This is a genomic window from Streptomyces sp. NPDC044719 (assembly GCF_056433405.1).
In genome coordinates this window covers 196532-221044 of record NZ_JBWKHE010000010.1, presented here as the reverse complement: position 1 = coordinate 221044, position 24513 = coordinate 196532, and the positions used below count along the sequence as shown (strand labels likewise).

Annotated in this window: 18 protein-coding genes; 3 read left to right on the top strand and 15 right to left on the bottom strand. The window is 71.1% G+C overall.

Going from position 1 to position 24513, the window contains the following annotated elements:
* The first annotated feature begins 30 nt into the window (after window positions 1-30).
* A complete protein-coding gene (locus tag AC07DF_RS35275; protein WP_478980600.1) occupies window positions 31-906 on the top strand; it encodes a shikimate dehydrogenase in 876 nt (291 codons plus the stop codon).
* Between the two features lie 14 nt (window positions 907-920).
* The gene (locus tag AC07DF_RS35270; protein WP_478980598.1) at window positions 921-2726 is read left to right on the top strand and encodes a bifunctional sugar phosphate isomerase/epimerase/4-hydroxyphenylpyruvate dioxygenase family protein; all 1806 of its coding nucleotides are present in this window, start codon (window positions 921-923) and stop codon (window positions 2724-2726) included.
* Here the strand turns inward: AC07DF_RS35270 and AC07DF_RS35265 are convergent.
* Genes AC07DF_RS35265 through tkt form a run of 8 tightly spaced genes read right to left on the bottom strand, consistent with a single transcriptional unit; the run spans window position 2713 to window position 13251 of the window.
* Window positions 2713-4179, bottom strand: coding sequence for a membrane-associated oxidoreductase (locus tag AC07DF_RS35265; protein ID WP_478980596.1), 1467 nt, complete (start codon window positions 4177-4179; stop codon window positions 2713-2715). The genes AC07DF_RS35270 and AC07DF_RS35265 overlap by 14 nt on opposite strands.
* 58 nt (window positions 4180-4237) lie before the next feature.
* The gene (locus AC07DF_RS35260; RefSeq protein ID WP_478980594.1) at window positions 4238-4825 is read right to left on the bottom strand and encodes a histidine phosphatase family protein; all 588 of its coding nucleotides are present in this window, start codon (window positions 4823-4825) and stop codon (window positions 4238-4240) included.
* Window positions 4826-4829: 4 nt separating this feature from the next.
* Window positions 4830-5714: a phosphogluconate dehydrogenase (NAD(+)-dependent, decarboxylating) gene (gene gnd / locus AC07DF_RS35255; protein WP_478980592.1), complete on the bottom strand. Its 885-nt coding sequence runs from the start codon at window positions 5712-5714 to the stop codon at window positions 4830-4832.
* A 1-nt stretch (window position 5715) separates the two neighbouring features.
* A complete protein-coding gene (gene pgi / locus AC07DF_RS35250) occupies window positions 5716-7404 on the bottom strand; it encodes a glucose-6-phosphate isomerase (protein WP_478980590.1) in 1689 nt (562 codons plus the stop codon).
* Window positions 7397-8332, bottom strand: a complete 936-nt coding sequence (gene opcA, locus AC07DF_RS35245) for a glucose-6-phosphate dehydrogenase assembly protein OpcA (protein ID WP_478980588.1) — start codon at window positions 8330-8332, stop codon at window positions 7397-7399. Before opcA ends, pgi begins: the two co-directional genes overlap by 8 nt.
* Window positions 8329-10005 (bottom strand): glucose-6-phosphate dehydrogenase, encoded by a 1677-nt coding sequence (zwf, locus tag AC07DF_RS35240; RefSeq protein WP_478980586.1) that lies wholly within the window; start codon window positions 10003-10005, stop codon window positions 8329-8331. The genes opcA and zwf overlap by 4 nt, the downstream gene beginning before the upstream one ends.
* Window positions 10002-11147: a transaldolase gene (gene tal / locus AC07DF_RS35235; RefSeq protein ID WP_478980584.1), complete on the bottom strand. Its 1146-nt coding sequence runs from the start codon at window positions 11145-11147 to the stop codon at window positions 10002-10004. Before tal ends, zwf begins: the two co-directional genes overlap by 4 nt.
* Window positions 11148-11166: 19 nt before the next feature.
* Window positions 11167-13251, bottom strand: a complete 2085-nt coding sequence (gene tkt, locus AC07DF_RS35230; protein WP_478980582.1) for a transketolase — start codon at window positions 13249-13251, stop codon at window positions 11167-11169.
* Window positions 13252-13417: 166 nt separating this feature from the next.
* Here tkt and AC07DF_RS35225 point away from each other — a divergent pair, with 166 nt between their 5' ends.
* Window positions 13418-14305 carry a helix-turn-helix domain-containing protein gene (locus AC07DF_RS35225; RefSeq protein ID WP_478980784.1) on the top strand — a complete coding sequence of 296 codons (888 nt, stop codon included), beginning with the start codon at window positions 13418-13420 and terminating at the stop codon, window positions 14303-14305.
* 50 nt (window positions 14306-14355) lie between these two features.
* Here AC07DF_RS35225 and AC07DF_RS35220 read toward each other — a convergent pair whose 3' ends face one another.
* The 7 genes from AC07DF_RS35220 to AC07DF_RS35190 all read right to left on the bottom strand — a co-directional run bounded on the left by AC07DF_RS35220 (window position 14356) and on the right by AC07DF_RS35190 (window position 24366).
* Complete coding sequence (locus AC07DF_RS35220) at window positions 14356-15750, bottom strand: glycoside hydrolase family 16 protein (protein WP_478980580.1); 1395 nt, start codon at window positions 15748-15750, stop codon at window positions 14356-14358.
* 302 nt (window positions 15751-16052) lie between these two features.
* Complete coding sequence (locus AC07DF_RS35215; RefSeq protein WP_478980578.1) at window positions 16053-17039, bottom strand: hypothetical protein; 987 nt, start codon at window positions 17037-17039, stop codon at window positions 16053-16055.
* A gap of 4 nt (window positions 17040-17043) precedes the next feature.
* Window positions 17044-20250: a hypothetical protein gene (locus AC07DF_RS35210; protein WP_478980576.1), complete on the bottom strand. Its 3207-nt coding sequence runs from the start codon at window positions 20248-20250 to the stop codon at window positions 17044-17046.
* 66 nt (window positions 20251-20316) lie between these two features.
* Window positions 20317-21147 (bottom strand): IclR family transcriptional regulator, encoded by an 831-nt coding sequence (locus AC07DF_RS35205; protein WP_478980574.1) that lies wholly within the window; start codon window positions 21145-21147, stop codon window positions 20317-20319.
* Window positions 21144-22517, bottom strand: a complete 1374-nt coding sequence (locus AC07DF_RS35200) for an alpha/beta hydrolase family protein (protein ID WP_478980572.1) — start codon at window positions 22515-22517, stop codon at window positions 21144-21146. The genes AC07DF_RS35205 and AC07DF_RS35200 overlap by 4 nt, the downstream gene beginning before the upstream one ends.
* Complete coding sequence (locus tag AC07DF_RS35195) at window positions 22514-23803, bottom strand: MFS transporter (protein ID WP_478980570.1); 1290 nt, start codon at window positions 23801-23803, stop codon at window positions 22514-22516. Before AC07DF_RS35195 ends, AC07DF_RS35200 begins: the two co-directional genes overlap by 4 nt.
* A gap of 137 nt (window positions 23804-23940) precedes the next feature.
* The gene (locus tag AC07DF_RS35190) at window positions 23941-24366 is read right to left on the bottom strand and encodes a MarR family winged helix-turn-helix transcriptional regulator (RefSeq protein ID WP_193477522.1); all 426 of its coding nucleotides are present in this window, start codon (window positions 24364-24366) and stop codon (window positions 23941-23943) included.
* Window positions 24367-24513: the final 147 nt, after the last annotated feature.

Below are 24513 nucleotides of genomic sequence, written 5' to 3'. Positions count from 1 at the left end.
GTACATTAGTGAGCTGCTCGGGAGGCCCGTGTGCCCAAGGACTCGTATCTCGTCGGACTGATCGGTTCCGGCATCGGCCCGTCGCTCAGTCCGGCGTTGCACGAGCGGGAGGCCGACCGTCAGGGCCTGCGCCTGCTGTACCGGCTCATCGACATCGATCCGCTCGGGGTGCCGCCGGAGGCGGTGGGCGATCTGGTGCGAGCCGCCCGCGACCTGGGCTTCGACGGACTCAACATCACGCACCCCTGCAAGCAGCTCGTCATCGAGCACCTGGACGCGCTCGCCCCGCAGGCCGAGGCGCTGGGCGCGGTCAACACCGTCGTCTTCGAGGACGGCCGCGCCGTCGGCCACAACACGGACGTCACCGGCTTCGCCGCGTCCTTCGCGCGCGGGCTGCCCGACGCGCCGCTGGAGCGGGTCGTGCAGCTGGGCGCCGGCGGTGCGGGCGCGGCCGTAGCGCACGCCACCCTCACCCTCGGCGCCGAGCGGGTCACCGTCGTCGACGCGCTGCCCGAACGGGCCGCCGCCCTCGCCGGCTCCCTGAACCGCGCCTTCGGGGACGGCCGGGTGGCCGCCGCACCCCCGGAACGGCAGGCCGAACTGCTCGCGCACGCCGACGGCATCGTCCACGCGACGCCCACCGGCATGGCGGCCCACCCCGGACTCCCCCTGCCGGCCGACCTGCTCCACCCCGGGCTGTGGATCGCCGAGGTGGTCTACCGCCCGCTGGAGACCGAACTGCTGCGCACCGCACGCGCGCTGGGCTGCGCCACCCTCGACGGCGGCGGCATGGCCGCCTTCCAGGCCGCCGACGCGTTCCGCCTGTTCACCGGCCGGGAACCCGACGCCGCGCGGATGCTGACGGACCTGACCGCACTCGCCGGGGCCGTAGGGGCACCGAACTAGAGAGAGGTACCGACGTGCGTACGTCCATCGCCACCGTCTCCCTCAGCGGATCCCTCACCGAAAAGCTCGACGCCGCGGCCCGGGCCGGCTTCGACGGGGTGGAGATCTTCGAGAACGATCTGCTGGCCAGCCCCCTCACCCCCGAGGACATCCGCGCCCGCTGCGCCGATCTCGGCCTGAGCATCGACCTCTTCCAGCCCGTGCGGGACATCGAGGCCGTGCCCGAGGACGAGTTCGCCCGGAACCTGCGGCGGGCCCGCCACAAGTTCGAGCTGATGCGCAGGCTCGGCGCCGGCACCGTCCTCGTCTGCTCCAGCGTCTCCCCGCAGGCGGTGGACGACGACGCCCTCGCCGCCGAGCAGCTCAGCCGGCTCGCCGACCTCGCGCGGGAGTCCGGCGTCAAGGTGGCCTACGAGGCGCTCGCCTGGGGGCGGCACGTCAGTACGTACGACCACGCCTGGCGCATCGTCGAGACGGCAGATCACCCGGCGCTCGGCACCTGCCTGGACAGCTTCCACATCCTCTCGCGCGGCTCGGAACCCAAGGACCTCGAAGGCATAGCGGACATCCCCGGCGAGAAGATCTTCTTCCTCCAGCTCGCCGACGCCCCGCTGCTCGCCATGGACGTCCTCCAGTGGAGCCGCCACTACCGCTGCTTCCCCGGCCAGGGCGGCTTCGACGTGGCGGGCCTCGTGCGGCACGTCCTGCGCACCGGCTACGACGGCCCGCTCTCCCTGGAGGTCTTCAACGACGTCTTCCGGCAGGCCGACGCCGGCCCGACCGCGGTGGACGCCCGGCGTTCCCTGCTGGTCCTCCAGGAGGCGGTCGGCCGGGCGCCCCTGCCCGCCCCCGTCGTCCCCACCGGCGTCGCCTTCGCCGAGCTGGTCACACCCGACGCCGAGCCCCTCACCGCCCTGCTCGGTTGCCTCGGCTTCACCCGTACCGCCCGGCACCGCGGCAAGCCCGTCGCCCTGTGGGAGCAGGGCGAGGCCCGGATCCTCGTCAACACCGGGCCGGCCGTCCGCCGCGACGGCACCCAGCTCGCCGCGATCGGGCTGGAGTCACCCGACCCGGCCGCGGCGGCCCGGCGTGCCGAGGCGCTGCTCGCCCCCGTCCTGCCCCGTCGCCGCGCACCCGAGGACGCCCCGCTGGACGCGGTCGCCGCTCCCGACGGCACGGAGCTCTTCTTCTGCGCCACCGGCCGCCCGGAACTGCCCGACTGGCGGGCCGACTTCGAGGACACCGGTCCGGCCCCCGCCCCGGCGGGCATCAGCCGCATCGACCACCTCGCCCTGACCCAGCCCTGGCACCACTTCGACGAGGCGGCCCTCTTCCACCGCGGGGTGCTCGGCCTGCACGCCCAGGAGAGCGTGGACGTCGCCGACCCGTACGGTCTGCTGCGCAGCCGTGCCGTCACCAACCCCGACGGCAGCGTCCGGATCGCCCTCACCGTCGGCGCCGCGCCCACGGACGACACCGTGCAGGCCCAGCACATCGCCCTCGCCACCGACGACGTGGTCGCCGCGGCCCGCCGGTTCCGTGCGGCAGGCGGCCGGCTGCTGCCCGTCCCCGCGAACTACCACGACGACCTCGCCGCCCGCTTCGAGTTCACGGACGGGGAGCTGGAGACCTACCGCGACCTCGGCATCCTCTACGACCGTGACGCCCACGGCGTCTTCCGCCACTGCTACACCCGGACCATCGGCCGCGTCTTCTTCGAGCTGGTCCAGCGCGATGACGGCTACCGCGGCTACGGCGCCGCCAACGCCCCGGTACGGCTGGCGGCCCAGCACACGGTGCGTGCCCTCACTGGCGGCTGACGGTCCGGGTGATGCCGGTGACGACCGTCGTGGCGAGGATCCAGCCGGTGAGGACCAGGGCGTAGGACAACCACTGGTAGCCGTCGGACGGTGCGAACGCCCCCTCCTGCCCGAAGGAGATCACGGGCAGGAGCAGGTCGAGTGTGTAGAACACCGGGTTGAACTGCGGGGCCTCGTTGGTCTTCAGCGGCTGGGGGTGGTGCAGGGAGTACGCGACGGAGCCGATCACGAGCAGCGACACCAGCCAGCCCGCGGCCCGCAGCGGGCGGAAGCCGTAGCCGACGGTGGCGTCCTGCACATAGCCCCAGAGCCGGCCGAACCAGGGGAGGGTGCCGCGGTGGCGGCGCTGCTTGGCGAGCTGGACCTGGCGGGCGGCGTGGTCGTCGCCGATTCGGCGGTAGGCGGCCGTCAACTGCTCGTAGGCGTGCGGGACATAGCCCTCGCCGTCCCGCTCCAGCATCGCCAGACGGCGCTCGGCGGGCGCGTGCGGTGTGAGGGAGGTGTAGACGAGGCTGTCGAGCAGGACCTCCTGGGGCACCACGTCCGGCTCCAGCCACAGGACGTCCAGCTGGGCGCGGCGCAGATTGAGCGTGCCCTCCATGGGCGGGCTCTTGCGCAGCCAGACCTCCCCGATGGTGCAGCTGCTGGCCCGCAGCGCGGCGTCACCGGGGTTCGACAGACGCGCGTGCGACAGGTCGAGGCGGCCCTCGATCCGGGCACCGCGCAGGCCGATCCAGCCGAATGTCTCCACGCCGCGCAGCAGGACGTCGCCCTCCACCGCGGCCAGCTCCGCGTCGAGGACGACCTCCCCCGTGCCGCCCCGCAGCCGGGCATCGCTCAGGTCCACGGATCCGGCGACCGACGCGCCCGTCAGCCGGACCCCGCCCCGCGTCCGCAGGCCCGGAGCCGACAGGCCGTCCCCGACGGTCACATGGTTGAGCTGGAGTGCGGGCTGACCGGAGGACCTTTCGTCGACGTCGGCCCGGTCCAGGAACAGCGCCCCGGCGATCTGCGCGCCGCCGAGCCGCACGGGCCCGTCGAACAGGCAGTCCGACATGCGCAGGACACCGTCCACCCGCAGCGTGGCGGCGTCCAGGCCGGGCAGGACGGAGTCGCGCAGGTTCAGGTGGCGCACGCGCGCCGCGTACAGCACGGGAATCTTCTCGAAGTAGCAGTGACTCAGGCGCACGGCGTGATCGATTTCGCTGTACTTGAGGTCGAGCACCCCGGTGATCCGCGCACCCCCCAGTCTGAGGGCGGCGGTCTCACCGTCCTCCTGCGGAGCGCTCAGCAGCAGCGCCCGCAACACGGTTGCGCGTACGGTCCGTTCGGGACCCCAGTCCGCGCCCCGCTCCGCATCCTCGTCCGCCGGCTCCCGGAAGTCCACGTCCCGCCCACGCGAGAAGGCACGCCACACCCGCTCCTCGGCGGGTGTCATATTGTCGATCTCCATCAGCGGGGACTCTTGCGCGCCGGCCGGGGGCTGTCAACTCACCCCCGGCCGAAGCGCGTTACGCCCTCGCGTTCCACTCCGCGATCACCGGCCGGCCGTGTTCGGTCGACAGCCGGCTGACCGTGCCCGTCTCCAGGCGGAACAGGCGGCCTTCGGCCGCGGACAGGCCCAGGCGGCGGGCCGTCAGGGCGCGGAGGAAGTGGCCATGGGCCACCAGCATCACATCGCCCTCGGGCAGCGCCCCCGCCACCCGGGAGAGCACCCGGTCGGCGCGCTCGCCGACCTCCTCGGGGGACTCGCCGGGCTCGCCGTCGGCACCGGGCGGACCCCCGTCGGTCCACAGGTCCCAGTCCGGGCGGGTGCGGTGTATCTCGTCGCTCGTGACGCCCTCGTAGGCGCCGTAGTACCACTCGTGCAGGTCCGCGTCCCGCACGGCCCCCGTCAGGCCCGCGAGTTCGGCGGTGCGCACCGCGCGGGTGAGAGGGCTCGTGAGAACCAGCGCGAAGGGGCGGTCCGCCAGGAGCGGAACCAGCGACTTGGCCTGTTCCTCACCGCGCGGGGTGAGGGGCAGGTCGGTGAAGCTGGTGTGCTGTCCGCTCCGGCTCCACTCCGTCTCGCCGTGACGGACCAGCAGCAGATCGCCCACGGTGCTACGCCTTCTTCGCGGACTCGACGGCGTGGCCGCCGAACTGGTTGCGCAGCGCCGCGATCATCTTCATCTGCGGCGAGTCGTCCTGACGGGAGGCGAACCGGGAGAACAGGGAGGCGGTGATCGCGGGCAGCGGCACGGAGTTGTCGATCGCGGCCTCCACGGTCCAGCGTCCCTCGCCGGAGTCCTGGGCGAATCCCCGGAGGTTCTCCAGGTGCTCGTCCTCGTCGAGCGCGTTGACCGCGAGGTCGAGGAGCCAGGAGCGGATGACGGTGCCGTCCTGCCAGGAGCGGAACACCTCGCGGACGTTGTCCACCGAGTCCACGGCCTCCAGCAGCTCCCAGCCCTCGGCGTAGGCCTGCATCATCGCGTACTCGATGCCGTTGTGGACCATCTTCGCGAAGTGCCCGGCGCCCACCTTGCCCGCGTGGACGTAACCGTACGGACCCTCCGGCTTGAGCGCGTCGAAGATCGGCTGCAGCCGGTCGACGTACTCCTTCTCGCCGCCGACCATCAGGGCGTAGCCGTTCTTCAGGCCCCACACGCCGCCCGAGACGCCCGCGTCGACGAAGCCGATGCCGCGCTTGCTCAGCTCCTCGGCGTGCTTCTCGTCGTCCGTCCAGCGGGAGTTGCCGCCGTCGACCACCGTGTCATAGGGCTTGAGGAGGTCCGCCAGACGGTCGATGACGTGCTGGGTGGGGTCGCCGGCCGGGACCATGACCCAGACCGTGCGCGGCGCCTCCAGCTGGTTGACGAGGTCGGCCAGACTGGCCACGTCGGACTTCTCGGGGTTGGTGTCGTAGCCGATGACGGTGTGGCCGGCGTTGCGCAGGCGTTCGCGCATGTTGCCGCCCATCTTGCCGAGACCCACAAGACCGATCTGCATGTCAGTTCACTTCCCGAAGATTGCGGTAGGCGGCCACCAGCGCGGCCGTGGACGGGTCGAGACCGGGGACGGAGCCCGCCGCGTCAGCGGCTGATGCAAACGTCTCGGTCAGGGCGGGTTCGACGCGCTTGGCCAGGACCTTGCCGAGCTCCACGCCCCACTGGTCGAAGGAGTCGATGTTCCACACCGCGCCCTGCACGAACACCTTGTGCTCGTAGAGGGCGACCAGCTGGCCGAGGACCGACGGGGTCAGCTCGGTGGCCAGGATCGTCGTGGTCGGGTGGTTGCCCCGGAAGGTGCGGTGCGGCACCTGCTCCTCGGGCACGCCCTCCGCCCGCACCTCCTCGGCGGTCTTGCCGAAGGCGAGCGCCTGCCCCTGCGCGAACAGATTGGCCATCAGCAGGTCGTGCTGAGCCTTCAGTTCGTCAGCCAGCTCGGCGACGGGCCGTGCGAAGCCGATCAGGTCGGCGGGGATCAGCTTGGTGCCCTGGTGGATGAGCTGGTAGTAGGCGTGCTGCCCGTTGGTGCCGGGTGTGCCCCACACCACCGGCCCCGTCTGCCATGTGACGGGACGGCCCTCGCGGTCCACCGACTTGCCGTTGGACTCCATGTCGAGCTGCTGGAGGTAGGCGGTGAACTTCGACAGGTAGTGGCTGTAGGGCAGGACGGCGTGCGACTGGGCGTCGAGGAAGTTGCCGTACCAGATGCCGAGCAGGCCCAGCAGCAGCGGCGCGTTGTCCTCGGCGGGGGCGTTGCGGAAGTGCTCGTCGACGATGCGGAAGCCGTCGAGCATCTCCCGGAAGCCGTCCGGGCCGATGGCGATCATCAGGGACAGGCCGATCGCGGAGTCGTACGAGTAGCGGCCGCCGACCCAGTCCCAGAACTCGAACATGTTGTCGACGTCGATGCCGAAGCCGGCGACCTTCTCGGCGTTCGTCGACAGGGCGACGAAGTGCTTGGCCACTGCCTTCTCGTCGCCCCCGAGACCGTTCAGCAGCCAGGAGCGCGCCGAGGTCGCGTTCGTGATGGTCTCGATCGTGGTGAAGGTCTTGGACGCGACGATGAACAGTGTCTCCGCCGGGTCCAGGTCGCGCACGGCCTCGTGCAGGTCGGAGCCGTCCACGTTCGACACGAAGCGGAATGTCAGATCCCGCGCGGTGAACGGCCGCAGCGCCTCGTACGCCATCGCCGGGCCGAGGTCGGAGCCGCCGATGCCGATGTTGACGACGTTGCGGATGCGCTTGCCGGTGTGCCCGGTCCAATCCCCGGAGCGGACGCGGTCGGCGAAGCCGGCCATCTTGTCGAGCACGGCGTGCACGCCCGGGACGACGTTCTCGCCGTCGACCTCGATCACCGCGTCCCGCGGCGCCCGCAGCGCGGTGTGCAGCACGGCCCGGTCCTCGGTGACGTTGATCCGCTCGCCGCGGAACATGGCGTCGCGCAGTTCGAAGACGCCGGTGGCGGCGGCCAGCTCCTGGAGCAGGGCCAGCGTCTCGTCGGTGACCAGGTGCTTGGAGTAGTCGATGCGCAGGTCGCCCACGCGCACGACGTAGCGCTCGGCGCGGCCCGGGTCCGCCGCGAACAGCTCACGCAGGTCCGGCTGCGGCAGGGTGTCGGTGCGGTGGTCCTCCAGGGCGGTCCACTCGGGCCGCCGGGTGAGCTCGGGGGAGCCGGAGGGGGAGTCAGACATGAGCGGGCGTCTCCTCGTTGGCCTCGCCGTTCAGGGCGATGGCGTACATCTCGTCGGCGTCGAGGCGCCTGAGCTCCTCGGCGATGAGTTCGGAGGTGGCACGGACCTTCAGTGCCAGGGTGCGGGAGGGCTGGCCCGGCAGGGTCAGCGTGGCCAGCGGGCCCTCGGGGCGGTCGATGACGATCTCGCCGTTCTCGGTACCCAGGCGTACGGCGGTGACGACCGGCCCGGCGGTGACCACGCGGTCGACCGAGACGTGCAGCCGCGCCTCCAGCCAGCGGGCCAGCAGCTCGGCTGCCGGGTTCTCGGCCTCGGCCTCCACGGCCGCCGAGACGATCCGCGCCCGGGCCTGGTCCAGCGCCGCCGCCAGCATCGAACGCCAGGGCGTCAGCCGGGTCCAGGCGAGGTCCGTGTCGCCGGGCGCGTACGAGCGGACCCGGCTCTCCAGCACCTCCAGGGGGTTCGCGACTGCGTACAGGTCGGTGATTCGCCGCTGGGCCAGTGCCCCGAGCGGGTCCTTCGAGGGCACCTCGGGGGCGTCCATCGGCCACCACACCACCACCGGCGCGTCCGGCAGCAGCAGCGGCAGCACCACCGAGTCGGCGTGGTCGGACACCTCGCCGTAGGTCCGCAGCACCACCGTCTCGCCGGTGCCCGCGTCGGCGCCCACCCGGACCTCGGCGTCCAGCCGGGACTGGGTGCGGTCGCGCGGGGTGCGGGCGTGCCGCTTGATGACGACCAGAGTGCGCGAGGGGTGCTCGTGCGAGGCCTCCTCGGCCGCCTTGATCGCGTCGTAGGCGTTCTCCTCGTCCGTGACGATCACCATCGTCAGGACCATGCCCACGGCGGGAGTGCCGATGGCCCGGCGCCCCTGCACCAGCGCCTTGTTGATCTTGCTTGCCGTGGTGTCGGTCAGGTCGATCTTCATGGCCTGCGCCAGCTCCGTCCGTCTCGTGCGAGCATCTCTTCGGCTTCCGCGGGTCCCCAGCTGCCCGAGGCGTACTGCGCGGGCCGGCCGTGCGTGGCCCAGTACCGCTCGATCGGGTCGAGGATCTTCCAGGACTCTTCCACTTCCTGGTGACGGGGGAACAGGTTGGCGTCGCCCAGGAGGACGTCAAGGATCAGCCGTTCGTACGCCTCCGGGCTCGATTCGGTGAACGACTCGCCGTAGGCGAAGTCCATCGTCACGTCCCGGATCTCCATCGACGTACCCGGCACCTTCGAGCCGAACCGGACCGTCATGCCCTCGTCCGGCTGGACGCGGATGACGATCGCGTTGGAGCCCAGCTCCTCGGTCGCGGTGGAGTCGAAGGGGGAGTGCGGGGCCCGCTGGAACACCACCGCGATCTCCGTCACCCGGCGGCCGAGCCGCTTGCCGGTGCGCAGATAGAACGGGACGCCCGCCCAGCGGCGGTTGTCCACCTGGAGCCTGATCGCGGCGTAGGTGTCGGTCTTCGACGAGGCGTCGATGCCGTCCTCGTCCAGATAGCCGCCGACCTTCGCGCCGCCCTGCCAGGCCGCCGCGTACTGCCCGCGCACGGTGTTCAGCCCCAGGTCCTCCGGCAGCTGCACGGCGCGGAGCACCTTCAGCTTCTCGGTGAGCAGTGACGCCGCGTCGAAGGCGGCCGGCTCCTCCATCGCGGTGAGCGCCATCAGCTGGAGCAGATGGTTCTGGATGACGTCACGGGCGGCGCCGATGCCGTCGTAGTACCCCGCGCGGCCGCCGATGCCGATGTCCTCGGCCATGGTGATCTGCACATGGTCGACGTACGACCGGTTCCAGATCGGTTCGAACATCTGGTTGGCGAAGCGCAGCGCCAGGATGTTCTGGACGGTCTCCTTGCCGAGGTAGTGGTCGATCCGGAAGACCTGCTCCGGGTCGAACACGTCGTGCACGATCGCGTTGAGCTCCTCGGCCGACTCCAGGTCGTGCCCGAACGGCTTTTCGATGACCGCGCGGCGCCAGGACCCCTCGGGGGCGTCGGCCAGCTTGTGCTTCTTCAGCTGCTGCACGACCTTCGGGAAGAACTTCGGCGGCACCGAGAGGTAGAAGGCGTAGTTGCCGCTGGTGCCCCGGGAGGCGTCCAGCTCCTCGACGGCGGAGCGCAGCTGCTTGAACGCCGTGTCGTCGTCGAAGTCGCCCGGGATGAACCGCATGCCCTCGGCGAGCTGCTGCCAGACCTCCTCGCGGAACGGGGTCCTGGCGTGCTCACGGACCGCGTCGTGCACCACCTGCGCGAAGTCCTGGTCCTCCCAGTCCCGGCGGGCGAAGCCCACGAGCGAGAAGCCCGGCGGCAGCAGACCACGGTTGGCCAGGTCGTACACGGCCGGCATCAGCTTCTTGCGGGACAGGTCGCCGGTCACCCCGAAGATGACCAGCCCGGACGGGCCCGCGATCCTGGGCAGCCGGCGGTCGCGCGCGTCGCGCAGAGGGTTGACGAAGTCGGCCTCGGTGTACTCCCTGGGCGGGGCGGTGGCCGCAGCCGTGCCGTCCACCCCGGTCTGCTCGACCCCGGCCGCCTCCTGGGCCGCCACGGCCTCCTTCTCCTCCTTGGTCCCCTTGGTCTCCTGTTCGGCCGTCTGGGGGATGCCCTCGCTCATTCCGCGTCAACTCCCTTGCTGTTCAAGGACTTGGTGACCGCGTCCAGCAGGTCCTGCCAGGCCACCTCGAACTTGGCCACGCCCTCGTTCTCGAGTTGCCGCACCACCTCGTCGTATGCGATGCCGAGCCGCTCCACGGCCGCCAGGTCGGCGCGGGCCTGGGCGTAACCGCCGGTGACCGTGTCGCCCTGGACGTCGCCGTGGTCGGCGACGGCGTTCAGCGTGGCCTCCGGCATGGTGTTGACCGTGCCGGGGGCGACCAGTTCGTCCACGTACAGGGTGTCCTTGTATGCCGGGTCCTTCACACCGGTGGAGGCCCAAAGGGGGCGCTGCCGGTTCGCTCGGGCCCCGCCCAGCGCCTGCCAGCGGGCCCCGGCGAAGACCTGCTCGTACGCCTCGTAGGCGAGCCGCGCGTTGGCCAGGGCCGCCCTGCCCTTCAGGGCGAGGGCCTCGTCCGTGCCCAGCAGCGTCAGCCGCTTGTCGATCTCGGAGTCGACGCGGGAGACGAAGAAGGACGCGACCGAGTGGATGGCCGACAGGTCGAGACCGGCCGCCTGGGCCTTCTCCAGGCCGGCGACATAGGCGTCCATGACCTCGCGGTAGCGCTCCAGCGAGAAGATCAGCGTCACGTTCACGCTGATGCCCGCACCGATCACCTCGGTGATCGCCGGCAGACCGGCCTTCGTCGCCGGAATCTTGATCATCACATTGGGGCGGTCTACCAGCCAGGCCAGATGCCGGGCCTCGGCGACGGTCGCCGTGGTGTCGTGGGCGAGGCGCGGGTCGACCTCGATGGAGACCCGGCCGTCCCGGCCGCCGGTGGCGTCGTACACCGGCCGCAGGATGTCGGCGGCGGCGCGGACGTCGGCGGTGGTCATCATCCGGACGGCCTCGTCGACGGTGACGCCCCGCACCGCCAGGTCGGCGAGCTGCGCCTCGTAGCCCTCACCGGAGCCGATGGCGGCCTGGAAGATGGACGGGTTGGTGGTGACGCCTACGACGTTCCCAGTGGCGACGAGCTCGGCCAGGTTGCCGGACTCGATCCGCCGGCGCGACAGGTCGTCGAGCCAGATCGACACGCCCTGGTCGGAGAGGCGCTTGAGTGCTCCCGCGCTCGCGGTCGCTTCGTTCATAGTGATCATCTTCTTTCGGGCGGTCGGATCAGCCACGGGCCGCGGTGAGGGACTCACGAGCGGCGGCGGCAACCCTCTCGGGGGTGAAGCCGAACTCGGCGAACAGGGTCTTGGCGTCGGCGGAGGCGCCGAAGTGCTCCAGGGAGACGATGCGTCCCGCGTCCCCCACGAACCGGTGCCACGTCAGACCGATACCGGCCTCGACCGCGACCCGGGCCCTCACGGACGGCGGCAGCACCCGCTCCCGGTACTCGCGCGGCTGCTCCTCGAACCACTCCACCGACGGCATCGACACCACCCGGGCGCCGACCCCCTCGGCCTCCAGGGCCTCGCGGGCGGCGACGGCGAGCTGCACCTCGGAGCCCGTGGCCACGATCACCACGTCCGGCACCTCGGTCGAGGAGTCCTTCAGGACGTAGCCGCCGCGTGCCGCGTCCGGGTTCGGCTCGTACGTCGGCACGCCCTGGCGGGTGAGCGCCAGGCCGTGCGGGGCCGGGTCAGTGGTGTGCCGCCGGAGGATCTCGGCCCAGACGGCCGCGGTCTCGTTGGCGTCGGCCGGGCGTACGACGTTCAGGCCCGGGATGGCCCGCAGCGCGGCCAGGTGCTCGACCGGCTGGTGGGTCGGGCCGTCCTCGCCCAGGCCGATGGAGTCGTGCGTCCACACGTACGTCACCGGCAGCTGCATCAGGGCCGACATCCGGACGGCGTTGCGCATGTAGTCGGAGAACACCAGGAAGGTGCCGCCGTAGATCCGGGTGTTGCCGTGCAGCGCGATGCCGTTCATCTCCGCGGCCATGGAGAACTCACGGATGCCGAAGTGGATCGTCCGGCCGTACGGGTCGGCCTCCGGCAGCGGGTTGCCCTTCGGCAGGAAGGAGCTGGTCTTGTCGATCGTGGTGTTGTTCGAGCCCGCCAGGTCGGCCGAGCCGCCCCACAGCTCGGGGACGACCGCGCCGAGCGCCTGGAGAACCTTGCCGGACGCGGCCCGGGTGGCGACCGCCTTGCCCGGCTCGAACACCGGCAGGGCGTCCTCCCAGCCCTCGGGCAGCTCGCCCTTGCTGACGCGGTCGAAGGTGACGGCGCGCTCGGGGTTGTCACCGCGCCAGGCGGCGATCCGCTTGTCCCAGGCGGTGTGCGCCTCGGCGCCCCGGTCCAGGGCCCCGCGGGTGTGGGCCAGCACCTCGTCGGCGACCTCGAAGGTCTTCTCCGGGTCGAAGCCGAGGAGGCGCTTGGTGGCGGCGACCTCGTCCTCGCCGAGCGCGGAGCCGTGCGAGGCCTCGGTGTTCCGGGCGTTCGGGGCGGGCCAGGCGATGATCGTGCGCATCGCGATGATCGAGGGGCGCCCGGTCTCGGCCTGAGCCGCCCTCAGGGCCGCGTACAGCGCGTGTACGTCGACGTCGCCGTCCTCCCGCGGCTCGATCCTCTGCACATGCCAGCCGTAGGCCTCGTACCGCTTGAGCACGTCCTCCGAGAAGGCGGTCGCGGTGTCGCCCTCGATGGAGATGTGGTTGTCGTCGTAGAGGAAGACCAGGTTGCCGAGCTTCTGGTGGCCGGCGAGGGAGGAGGCCTCGGCGGAGACGCCCTCCTGGAGGTCGCCGTCGGACACGATGGCCCAGACGGTGTGGTCGAAGGGGGAGGTGCCCTCGGGGGCCTCGGGGTCGAACAGGCCGCGCTCGTAACGGGCGGCCATCGCCATGCCGACCGCGTTCGCGACGCCCTGGCCCAGCGGGCCCGTGGTGGTCTCCACACCCGCGGTGTGCCCGTACTCGGGATGCCCGGGTGTCTTCGAACCGTGCGTGCGGAACGCCTTCAGGTCGTCCAGGTCCAGCTCGTAGCCCGCGAGGTACAGCTGCGTGTACAGGGTCAGCGAGGTGTGGCCGGGGGACAGGACGAAGCGGTCACGGCCGGCCCACTCCGGGTCGGCCGGGTCGTGCCGCATCACCTTCTGAAAGATCGTGTAGGCGGCGGGCGCCAGGCTCATCGCGGTGCCGGGATGGCCGTTGCCGACCCGCTGGACGGCGTCCGCCGCCAGAAGCCGGGCGCTGTCGACGGCACGCCGGTCGAGTTCGGTCCATGCGAAGCCGTCCGCGCTGTCCGCTGTCTGCGTGCTCATCTTCAAGAAGTCCTCGATAGGAGCGAAGTGGCTGGTCTGACGTGTTCAAAATTAAAAGTCTGACTTTTTCGGCGGAAGGTCGCCGTGTGCCAGGGTGTGGTGAAAGTGGGACACCCGGATGCGGCGCGGGGCGCGAACGGGGCGGTACGAGGGGTACTTGGTGGACATTGCGGACAGAACCATCCCAGGCGGCGACGGGATCAGAACGTTCCCCTTTCCGGTCGAGCTGAGCGTCGGCGGTGTCGGCATGCAGGTCGGCCCGATGGGCACCGGCCGCACCTGGCACGCCGACGCGCCGCTGGAGCGTGTGCACCGCATCGACTTCCATGTCGTGATGCTGTTCGCCGAGGGTCCGGTCCGGCACATGGTCGACTTCACCGAGCACGAGGCCGGGGCCGGGGACCTGCTGTGGATCCGCCCGGGGCAGGTCCACCGCTTCTCGCGGACGAGCGAGTACCGCGGAACGGTGCTGACCATGCAGCCCGGCTTCCTGCCCCGCGCGACCGTGGAGGCCACCGGCCTGTACCGCTACGACCTGCCGCCGCTGCTGCGTCCCGGCCCGGCCGAGCTCGCCGGTCTGCGCGCCGCGCTCGAACACCTGCGGCGCGAGTACGAGGACACGGCCACGCTGCCGCTCAGCCTGCACACCGCCGTCCTGCGCCACTCGCTGACGGCGTTTCTGCTGCGGCTCGCCCATCTCGCGGCGAGTTCGGCGGAGTCGGTACGCCGGCAGTCGGACTCCACCTTCACCCTCTTCCGGGACGCCGTGGAGCGGGACTTCGCCACCAACCACAGTGTCAGCGCCTACGCCGACGCCCTCGGCTACTCCCGCCGCACCCTGGTCCGCGCGGTCCGCGCCGCCACCGGAGACACCCCCAAGGCCTTCATCGACAAGCGCGTGGTCCTCGAGGCCAAACGGCTCCTCGCCCACACCGACCTGCCGATCGGCCGGGTCGGCGCGGCGGTCGGCTTCCCCGACGCCGCGAACTTCTCCAAGTTCTTCCACCAGCACACGGACCAGACCCCGGCCGCGTTCCGGGTGGACCTGCGCTGAGGGCAGCGGAAAGGGGCCCCACGCGCGCGGGGCCCCTTTTGCGGGCGTGGTCAGCGTCCGAAGGTGAACCAGTTGACGTTCACGAAGTCCTGCGGCTGACCGCTGGTGAAGGTCAGATACACATCGTGCGTGCCCGTCACGGAGCTGATGTTCGCCGGAATCGTCCGCCACGACTGCCAGCCCCCGGTGCTGCCCACCGCGAAACTTCCGACGGGTGCGTTGCCACGGCTGTCCAGCCGCACCTCGACCAGCCCGCTGACGCCGCCCGCCGCACCGCTCGCGACCCGGGCGCTGAACTGCCGGGCAGCAGTGGAGCCGAAGTTCACGCCCTTGAAGTGCAGCCAGTCGCCGCCCGCCAGCGAGCCGACGTTCTGGCCGCCGCCGGAGTCGGTCGTCGTCTCGGTGCTCACCCCGGACTGGCCGTCGTAGGACTCGGCCTGGATAGCGGAGTAGGCGTCGCGGTCGCCGGTCGGCGGGGGAGTGGTGCCCCCGCCCGACGACAGCACCTGGACGTAGTCGACGACCATCGCGTGGCCCGGCTGCGTCCCGGCGTCCGGGCCACCCCCGAACGCGTCCGGGAAGCCGCCGCCCATCGCGACGTTCAGGATGACGAAGAAACCGTGGTCGGTGGCGTTCCGCCAGGTCGTCGCGTCGACCTGATTGGCGCGCACGGTGTGGAAGTTGGTGCCGTCGAGGTAGAAGCGGATCTCCTCGACGCTCGTCGAGCGGTCCCACTCCATCCGGTAGGTGTGGAAGCCGGCCTGACAGCTGGTGCCCTGGCAGGTGGTCGAACTGCCGATACCGCTGGTCTCGTTGCAGGGGCCGCCCGGCGAGGTGCCGCAGTGCATGGTCGCGAACACCGTGTTCATGCCCTGGGTGTTCTCCATGATGTCCAGCTCGCCGACGGCCGGCCAGTTCCAGTAGTTGCCGCGGTAGGGAGCGCCCAGCATCCAGAAGGCGGGCCAGTAACCCTTCGCCGCGGCGCCGGTGACGTTCGGCACCTGGATGCGCGACTCGACGCGCAGCTTGCCGCCGGCCGGGGGCTGGAAGTCGGTGCGGTTGGTCTCGACGCGGCCGGAGGTCCAGTTGCCCGCGGCGTCCCGCCGGGGGGTGATGCGGAGGTTGCCGTTGCCGTCGAGCGAGACGTTGTCCGGGCTGCTCGTCATCGTCTCGATCTCGCCGGTGCCCCAGTTGGCGGGGCCGCCCGGGTAGCCCTTGCCGGTGGCGTACTGCCAGTTGGACGTGTTGACGCCGCTGCCCGCGGCGCCGTTGAAGTCGTCCACGAACAGCTGCGTCCAGCCCGACGGGGGCGGCGGAGCGGAGGCGTTCGCCGCGGGCGCGGCGGCCGTGGTGGCGGCTGCCGCCAGACCGAGCGTGCTGACGACGGCTGCGAACGCCCGCCGCAGGGGGCGGCGTCTGTGGGAGGTGCGGGAGGTATCGCTCATGGGGGGATGCCTCTCGAGTGGAGGGGTGAGAGCGCTCTCAAAGTGCCGCCAATGTGCTCCACGTCCCCCGGGTCGTCAAGAGGTAAAGCCGGGAAAAGTACGGGCCGGTCGATGAGTGCACAGCTTGAACGGGGGCCGCTACGGCGACAGATGAGGGAGACGGCTGAGGTGGCGCCGCGTTTCACCGAGGGCGGGTCGGGCGGTGGCGCGGCACGTCGTCGAGGAACAGCAGCAGGATACTGCGCGTGCATTCCGCGCAGTCCGGCTCGCGAGGGCCGGCGATGGTTGCCTCGTGCGGGGGATCAGGTGAAAGCCGGGTCGTAGAGGCCGTACCACCGGCGCTCGGGGTCGAGGGCGAAGCCGAAGTAGTTCCTGTAGAAGGCCAGATGCCTGCCGAAGCCCCTGTTGACGTGCATGAGCGGGCGAGGGCCGGTGGTGTCGCGTTCGGCGTAGGTGCCGAGGAGTCCGCCGTAGGTCTTCCGCTCGGAGTTGACCGCGAGGGTGTGGCAGTAGCCGGCCAGGATGTGCCTGCGGAAGAACCACTTCATCTCGCCGAAGGTCACCTCCACCTTCCGGTGGTCCGGAAAGGTCCTGCCCAGGTGGTCCCCGAGCAGGGAAGCGTCTTCGGAGTCGAAGTTCCGGAAGACCAGGACCCTGCTGTCGGGAAGACCCGAGGACCGGTAGTCGGGATGGAGTTCCAGCTTGGTCAGGATGCGGTGGTAGGGCTTCTGGAAGTGGCATCCCCAGCTCCAGTTGATGCCGTCGGGGTGGTAGGCGGCCTGGAAGGCGGAGAGGTCCGCGGGCGGCATGTTCGCGGTGTGGAAGTCCTTCGGGCGCGGATCCATGTCGCCGGGATCGCGGAGCATGTCGGTGGTCTGCCGGTAGTCGAAGCTGTTGACCAGGACCGGGCCGTCGTAGCCGTGGGAGAAGAAACTGAGTTCCATCAGGGTGCCGGGTGCGGTCGCACCGATGGTCCGCACCGCCGCGTAGATGTTCAGAACCGACATCACGCCGCGCACTCCGTCCTTGAAGGCGTTGCCGTCGTAGTGGGCGGGGGTGACGCGGTGGAAGGGGCGGGCCGTGGCGACCGACTCGGTCCGCCGGCCCGCCGGATAGGTGAACGTCCGGACGACGACCTCCCCGCTCCCCACGTCGAAGATCTGGAAGACCAGTTCCTCCATGGCCTTGTTGGCCGCCACATGCTGTCGGACCCGGTTCTCGCAATAGGCCCGGAACGGCAGATCATGGGGCGGCTTCCCATAGCCCGCCACCAGAACGAAGCGCTTCACCGGATCAGTCCTCGACCCACTCGCCCTGGGCGTTCTGCACCCAGCGGGGCAACCGGTCGTCCTCGCGCAGCCGGACCAGGTTGGTGGGGATGCGCACCGTCCACGGGTCGCCCTGGGGGATCTCGTCGCCGGGGCGGTCGAGGCGCTCTGCGATCTCGTCGGCGATCGGCAGGTAGAGGGGGCTGGAGACGGTGGGGAGAGGGCCGCCGTCCCACAGTTCGCCGAACTGCGTGAAGTGGTCGATGGCGCCTTCGAAGCCGAGGCGCGCGGGGACCGTGACCCGGCAGTAGCCGGCCTTGAGGAACTGGTTGAACAGGGGGTCGGGGTCGTCGTAGGCGAGGCGCTCGTCCCATTCGCTCTTGCGGCCCCAGAAGTACGGGTACGCGACCCACGTCAGATGCTCCCACTCGAAGGCCTGCTCGAAGAAGCGGACGTAGGCGCCTTCGGCCGCGGCCTCGTCGATGTCGAACCGCGGGATCTCGCCGGGCTCACCCTTCATCGCGTCGAAGAGGTCGAAGTGCTGCTCGGTCAGGATGCTGACGCAGCTCTTGCGCAGTTCGTGGGCGATCAGCTCCTGGTTGGCCGGCGGGTTGCGGCCTTCGATGGCCACTCCCGCGTCGAAGGTCAGCGCGGCGACCTTCTCCTCGTACTCCGCCAGCCGGGCCCGGTAGGCGGTGGTCAGCTTGGCGTGGGTCTCCGCCCGCCACTTCTCCATCGCGCGCTCGGTGCGCCGGCACTTGATCTCGATCGCGACGGCCACCTGGGAGAGACGGAAGCTGTCCACGGCCACCGGGATCGAACTCTGCTCCTCGTCCAGCATGGTGATCCACACCCAGTTGTCGTCGGGGCCGAACCGATGGGTCCGGCGGCCCACGGCGACGTCGAGGGAGTGCTGACCCTCCCAGATGTTGCAGAGGCGGGCCACGGATGCCTGGAACGCCTGGTAGCCCTCGTCGAGGGTGACCTGGCCGGAGTGGTTGTAGTTGGTCTTGCTGTCCCCGCCGCCCGCCTTGAAGTCGAAGGACTTGGTCAGGTACATCTCTGGTGGCGGCGCGACATCCGTGGCCTGGTACACCTGCACCCAGTAGTGGTAGTTGGTCTCGTCGATCTTGTTGGCCTGGAGCGTGAACGGCGGCGGCTTGTCCACCTGGACGGCTCCGGCGTGGGCCGACTGCAGGGTGTGGATGAGGAACGCGGCGGGCTCCGGGATCATGAAGTCGAACATGGTGCGCAGCCCGTAGTTGTACATCTGCGCCCGGTAGACCTTGTTGACCCACTGGTAGACGCCGGAGATGTGGTCGATGCCGGGGCTGTTGTCGAGTGTGTGGGTGTTCTTCTCGGTGACCTCGGTGGTGATCCGCAGGGTCGTGCGCTGGAGCACCCGCTCGGAGATCTTGGACGCGCTGCGCTGGGTGACGTCCTGGGAGAAGGTGGACGCCGACTTGGTCGCCTCCTCCTTCGAACGGGAGACGGAGCCCTCGGCGGAGGCCGAGAACTCCACCGTGGGGCCGTATTTGCCGGTGACGGTCAGGCCTGCCTTCAGCGCCGCGTCCTCCTTGATGACGGCACTGGCCTCCCTGGTCATCTCGAACCGGTCGGTCGACTCCAGCTCGCGTTCCTCGGAGGTGATCGTCTCCGTCTCGGTCACGGTGGTCTGCTCGGTCTCCTCGCGCCGGATGTGCTCGCGCAGCTTGGTCTCGCCCTTGAGGACGTTCTCGATGTGGGCGACGTCGGCGCCCTCGTAGCCGATCAGCTGCTGGCGGACCACGAGCAGGTCGGCGACGCCGGACGGCTTCACGCTGCCCCGCGTGGTCGGGATGGGGTCGGCCTCCAGGGGGATCTGCTCGATCGGATCAAGGTCCCCGATGCTGATCGCGTTCCAGACGGACGGCACCGGAGTGGAGGTCATGACCAGCGTGTCCCCGAGTCGCCGCACGCTGCGCTTGGCCGGCCTGCCGAACAGTTTCTCCAGCTCTGCCGCCGTCCGGTCGGCCTCGCTCTGGAGGAGGGCGACGACACGGTCCAGCGGCTGGGCCGTGACGTCGATGCCGCGTGCCGTCAGCAGGGCCCGGGTCGCCTCCGACAGCTGCTGCACCGCTGTCGGCTCGAGCCGGAAACCGAGGTCCTTCAGCTGGGGCGGGACGAAACCGGGGGTGCCGGCGAGGAGGTCGGGCCTTGCGCCGAAGACCTGCCCGGCGAGCTGGGCGGCTCCGGCCACGGCGGTGGGCTCCGGGGGGTTCGGGGCGGGTTCCTCAGCCGCCGCTTCCGCGATGCCGCCACCGCCGGTACCGCCGCCCGTGCCTCCGCCCGTGCTGGTGCCTCCGGCCAGGGCCCGCAGGTTGGCCTCCGAGAGGAGGCTGTGGAAGGTGATCTGGCGGGCCAGTTCGGCGGGCGGGGTGTACTCGGCCGGCGGCAGCACCTGCTCCGACCGGTTCTGCGGGGAGATGCTGAAGTGCTCGCCGCCCAGACCGGTGAGTTCACCGATGGCGGTGCGCAACTGCCGGAAGACGGTGAGCAGTCGCTCGGCGCGCTGCCGCCGCTGCCCGGCCGCCTCGGCCTCCTTCTCCCGACGCCGGCGCTCGGCCTCGACGGTGGACAGCGCGGGTTCGAGTCCCGTGGCACCCGGCAGCCGCAGGGGGCGCCTGCGAGCGCGCCGCAGGTCCCGCGGGGTGGCCGGGAAGGCGGTGTGCGTCACGAGGCGAGCGACGATCTCCAGGTGGCGCAGCCGGCGGACCAGCTCCTCCAAGGGCCTGGTGTGCTCGGCGGGCAGGTACTTGACGGCCAGTACGCTGTCGCGGAGCCGGGCCACCGCGTCCTTGTACGGCGTGCCCTGCACGACATCGGCCGGGGCCGCGCCGAACGCGTCCCGGACGGCGGCGATCACCGTGTCCCGCAGCGGCGGCGGGGGATGCGGGGCGGCTCCCGGACGAGCCTCGGCCGGGGCCCCCGCCAGGGCGGGCAGCCGGTCCAGCGCGGCCACGAACCTCGCCGTCTCCCGGGCCAGCGGGGCCTGCTCGGGCTTTCCGACGAACAGCGGTCCGGCGACGTACTCGCCGACCACGCGCCGCAGTTCGGTCCGTGGGTCCGCCGCGCCGGCCGCGGCGGTCAGCGCCCGCTGGAAGTCCGTCTGCTGGGCCAGTTCGATGCCGGAGTCGTCGGGGTCCTGTGCGATCGCGGGTCGCAGCAGGGCAAGGCGGAAGAGCGGCTCCATGGTGACCCCCCGGTCGGGAGGGCGGGGCACTGGTCGCGTCCCGATCCGCTCCTCCCTGTCACCTCACTATGCGGTCGATCGCCTCTGATCGGACGGAAGTTCACTCTCACGAGTGCTTTCTCCGTCATCGCGGAGCCCGCCGCCCCTGGCTCGCTCCGGCTGCCACCCCAGGGCCCGTGAGATCCCTCGCGCCGCCACCCGCACCGCGGGGGCCAGCACGGGCACCTGGGCGTCGGCCTGCGGTACCACGATGGAGACGGCGGCGGTCACCGTACCGTCCGCCGCCCGTACCGGAGCGGCCACCGACAGGGCGTCCTCCGTGATCTGACGGTCACTCACCGCGACACCGGTGCGGCGCACTTCGGCCAGTTCCCGCCGTAGCCGCGCCGGTTCGGTGATCGTGTACGGCGTGAAGGACGCGAGTTCGCCCGCGCAGTACTCCTTCTGGAGCTCCGGGGCGCCGTGGGCGAGCAGGGCGAGCCCGACGCCGGTGGCGTGCAGCGGCCAGCGGGCGCCGACGCGTATGTGCACGCCGACGGCCGAGCGGCCCGAGAGCCACTCGATGTAGACGACGTCGGACCCGTCCCGCACGGCCAGTTGCACGTTCTCGTGCGTGGCCTCGTACAGGTCCTCCAGATACGGCAGCGCGATCTGCCGCAGGGCCAGGCCGCGCGGCGCCAGCGCGGCGAGTTCCCACAGCCGGAGCCCGACGTGGTAGACGCCGGACCCGTCCCGCTCCAGGGCGCCCCACTCGGTGAGCGCGCCCACCAGCCGGTGGGTGGTGGTCAGGGTCAGCCCGGCCCGCCGGCTGATGTCCGTCAGGGACAGCGCCGGGTGCTCGTGGTCGAAGGCCGCGAGCACGGACAGCAGCCGGTCGGGCGCGGTGGGGCCGGTCATGGCCGGATGTCTCCCGGGTGGGCGAGGTCGTGGGGGCGGGGGTAGGAGGCCGGGCGGTAGGGAACGTAGCGGGCCGTGGTCGTCGGGTCCTCCTGCCCCGCACGGGAGTTGAGCGTGCCGGGCGACACGTCCCAGCGGCCCGTGTCCAGGCGGTCTTCCAGGGTGTCCAGGGCGGCCAGTGTCTCGCCGGTGGTGAAGGTGCAGTGGCCGGGGCCGTCGACGTACGCCTGGCGCAGCAGCCCCGCGGAGCCGCCGGCCGTGGCCGCCCGACGGTAGGCGCTCTCGGCCTGCACCGGGATCAGCGCGTCACCCGTCGTGTGGATGTTGAGCTGGGGGTCGGTGAGCCGGCCGGAGAGCACGCTGGTGTCCCGCATCCACTTCACGGCCGAGGGGTCGGCGGAGATCCGGGGCGCCCGGCCGAGGGCCGAGAGGTCGGTACGCAAGGACAGTCCCGCCTCCTTGTAGAGCTCGGTCACCTCTTTGTACAGCGGGGACCGGGCGAGCATGGCGGTGTAGTCGACGCCGGTGTTCCAGGACGGGTTGCCGCCCGCCCGGCTCTCGGCCTCCTGCCGCCAGCTGAAGGCGGGCCTCTGGAGAAGCCCCCGGACGGCGGTGAACTGGTTGGACTGCTGGGTGCCCCAGTCCGTGGGGCCCGGCTTCTGCTGCGAGGCGTCGTTGTAGCCGGGGATGTTGTGCAGAGCCGCCGCGAGGGCGATGCGTGCCCGGCCCTGCGGGGTCTGCTGGGCGGCGTCCACCTTCGTGGTGAGCGACTTCGCGGCGGCGACCGCCTCCGCCTGGTCCGTGAACCCCGCCAGCCGGATGCCGGAGCCCGGGGCGAGCAGCGTGCGCAGCGCGAACACCGGGTCCAGGGTGCTGTTCCAGTTGGCGACGCCGCCCTGCACCAGCCCGCACATCGACAGTGAGCCGTCGAAGCGGTCGGCGTGCCGCTCGGCGAGCATGGTGGTGACGAAGCCGCCGTACGAGGTGCCCCAGGCGAGCGTCCGCCGGGCCGCCCCGAACCTCTCGGTGAAGAGGTCCAGCGTGGCGAGCTGGTCGGGCACCGCCTCGGTGATCGCCCAGCCGTTGGTCGCGTACGAGGAGCCGATCAGGGCGTAGCCCTCGGCCAGCAGCTTGTCCCGCGCCGCCGAACCCGGCGTGTTCTGCGCCGGGTTGGGGGCTCCGGCCGGACTGTAGCCGTGGCTGTACAGCAGCACCGTGCCGTTCCAGGACGCGGGTACGTCCATCACGTACGCGGCGCCGGAGGGGAGTTTGCCCTCCAGGTGACTGTCGGTGGCGTCGGCGGCCTGCGCGGGCAGGGTGGCGGTCGCCAGGGACAGGCAGGTGGTCAGTAAAGCGAGGCGGATCCTCAACGCGGGGTTCCTTCCAGAGTGGGGGTGGCGGCGGGGGAGTCCAGGGCGTCGGTGTGCGTCTCGCGCAGCCGCCACACGGTGACGGCGGTGATCGCGGCGCCGACGCACAGCAGCAGCGAGACGGGCGTGCTGCCACCCCCGTACGAGGCGAGGAGGCTGCCGGCGATCAGCGGGGAGAATCCGGCGCCGACCAGGGTGGCCGCCTGGTAGCCGAGGGAGGCGCCGGTGTAGCGGACGCGGGTGCCGAACATCTCGGTGAGCAGGGCCCCGAGCGGCCCGTACATGGTGGACTGGGCTACACCGTGGCCGAGGGCGAGCGCGAGAATGAGCAGGCCGGGGGAGCCCGAGTCGACCAGGGCCAGCACGGGGAAGGCGAGCGCGGCCGAGGCGATGGCGCCTGCGAGCACGACGGGCCGGCGGCCGACCCGGTCCGACAGCGCGGACGCGGCGGGCAGGACGGCGAGGGCCACGCAGGAGGCGACGGTCACCGCGGTCAGCACCTGCGGCCGGGTGTACCCGTTGTCGACGGCGTAGGAGATCATGAAACTGGTCAGCAGCGACTGGGTGGTGAACGCGCCGATGCCGACGCACGCGGCGAGCAGCACGGGCTTCGGGCGGCGCAGCAGCTCCACGATCGGGGGCTTGTCCACCGGCTCCCGCTTGGCCTGCGCGAACAGCGGGCTCTCGGCGACCTTGAGACGCACGAAAAGACCGACGGCCAGCAGCACGATGCTCAGCAGGAACGGCACCCGCCAGCCCCAGGAGCGGAAGTCGTCGTCGGGCAGGCCGGCGACGAGGGTGACCACACCGGCCGACAGCACGGAGCCGAGCGGGGCGCCGAGCTGGGTGAAGCTGGACCACAGGCCGCGCCGGGAGCCCTGCGTGCGCTCGGCGTGCTCGACGACCATCAGCATCGCGCCGCCCCACTCGCCGCCGATCGCGATGCCCTGCACGACGCGCAGCGCGACGAGCAGGATCGGAGCCCAGACGCCGATCGCGTCGTAGGTGGGCAGCAGGCCGATGAGGAAACTGCCCAGGCCCATCAGGACCATCGTCAGCAGCATCATCGACTTGCGCCCGATCCGGTCGCCGAAGTGGCCGAAGACGATGCCGCCGAGCGGGCGGGCCAGATAGCCCGCGGCGAAGGTCCCGAACGCCGCGATGGTGCCGACGGCCGGGTCTGCCTGAGGGAAGAACAGGTCGCCGAAGACCAGCGCGGCGACCGTGCCGTAGACGAGGAAGTCGTAGAACTCGACGGTCGTGCCGAGCAGGCCGGAGATGGCCACGCGGCGCAACTGCCTTGAATCAGGGGCGGGTTGAGCGGCTGAGGGGGATGGCTGCACGGGGAGCTCCCTGGGGACGGGTCTCGGATAGCCCGTGAAGTTATGCATCCATCGTGCAGCAGTCAATCATTTGCACAACATCAGTTCAGGCCGTCCTCCGCGATCCGCAGCAGCAGCGCGTGCAGCGTCTCCCGCTCGGCCTCCTCCAGCGGGCCCAGCAGCTCGTTGGTCACTCTCAGTCCGGCCTCGTCGGTGTCGCGCAGGAACGCGCGGCCGCTCTCGGTCAGCACGACGATCCGGCTGCGGCGGTCGTCGGGGGAGGGGCGGCGCTCGGCGAAGCCCTGCTTCTCCAGGTCGTCGACCAGGCCGACGATCGCGCTCGGGTCGTAGCCTAGCCGGGTGCTCAGCTCGCGCTGGAGAGTGCCCTCGGTGGTGGCGAGGAAGCGCAGCACCGCGTAGTGGCGCAGGCGCAGGCCCGACTCCTGGAGGCAGGCGTTGAAGAGCTGCCCCGAGCGCAGGCCCAGGCGGTACAGCAGGTAGCCCGTGTCGGCGTGCAGCCCGCGCATCCACGGCTCGTGCGCGTCGATGGGCTTCGGGGTGACGTTCTGGCGTGCGATGACGGGCTCCCTGTGCTCGGTGCTTCCTGGGATTCCAGCATCTCGCACCCGTGGGTCATCAACAACTATTGACGTCAACAATTATTGCTCTTAGCT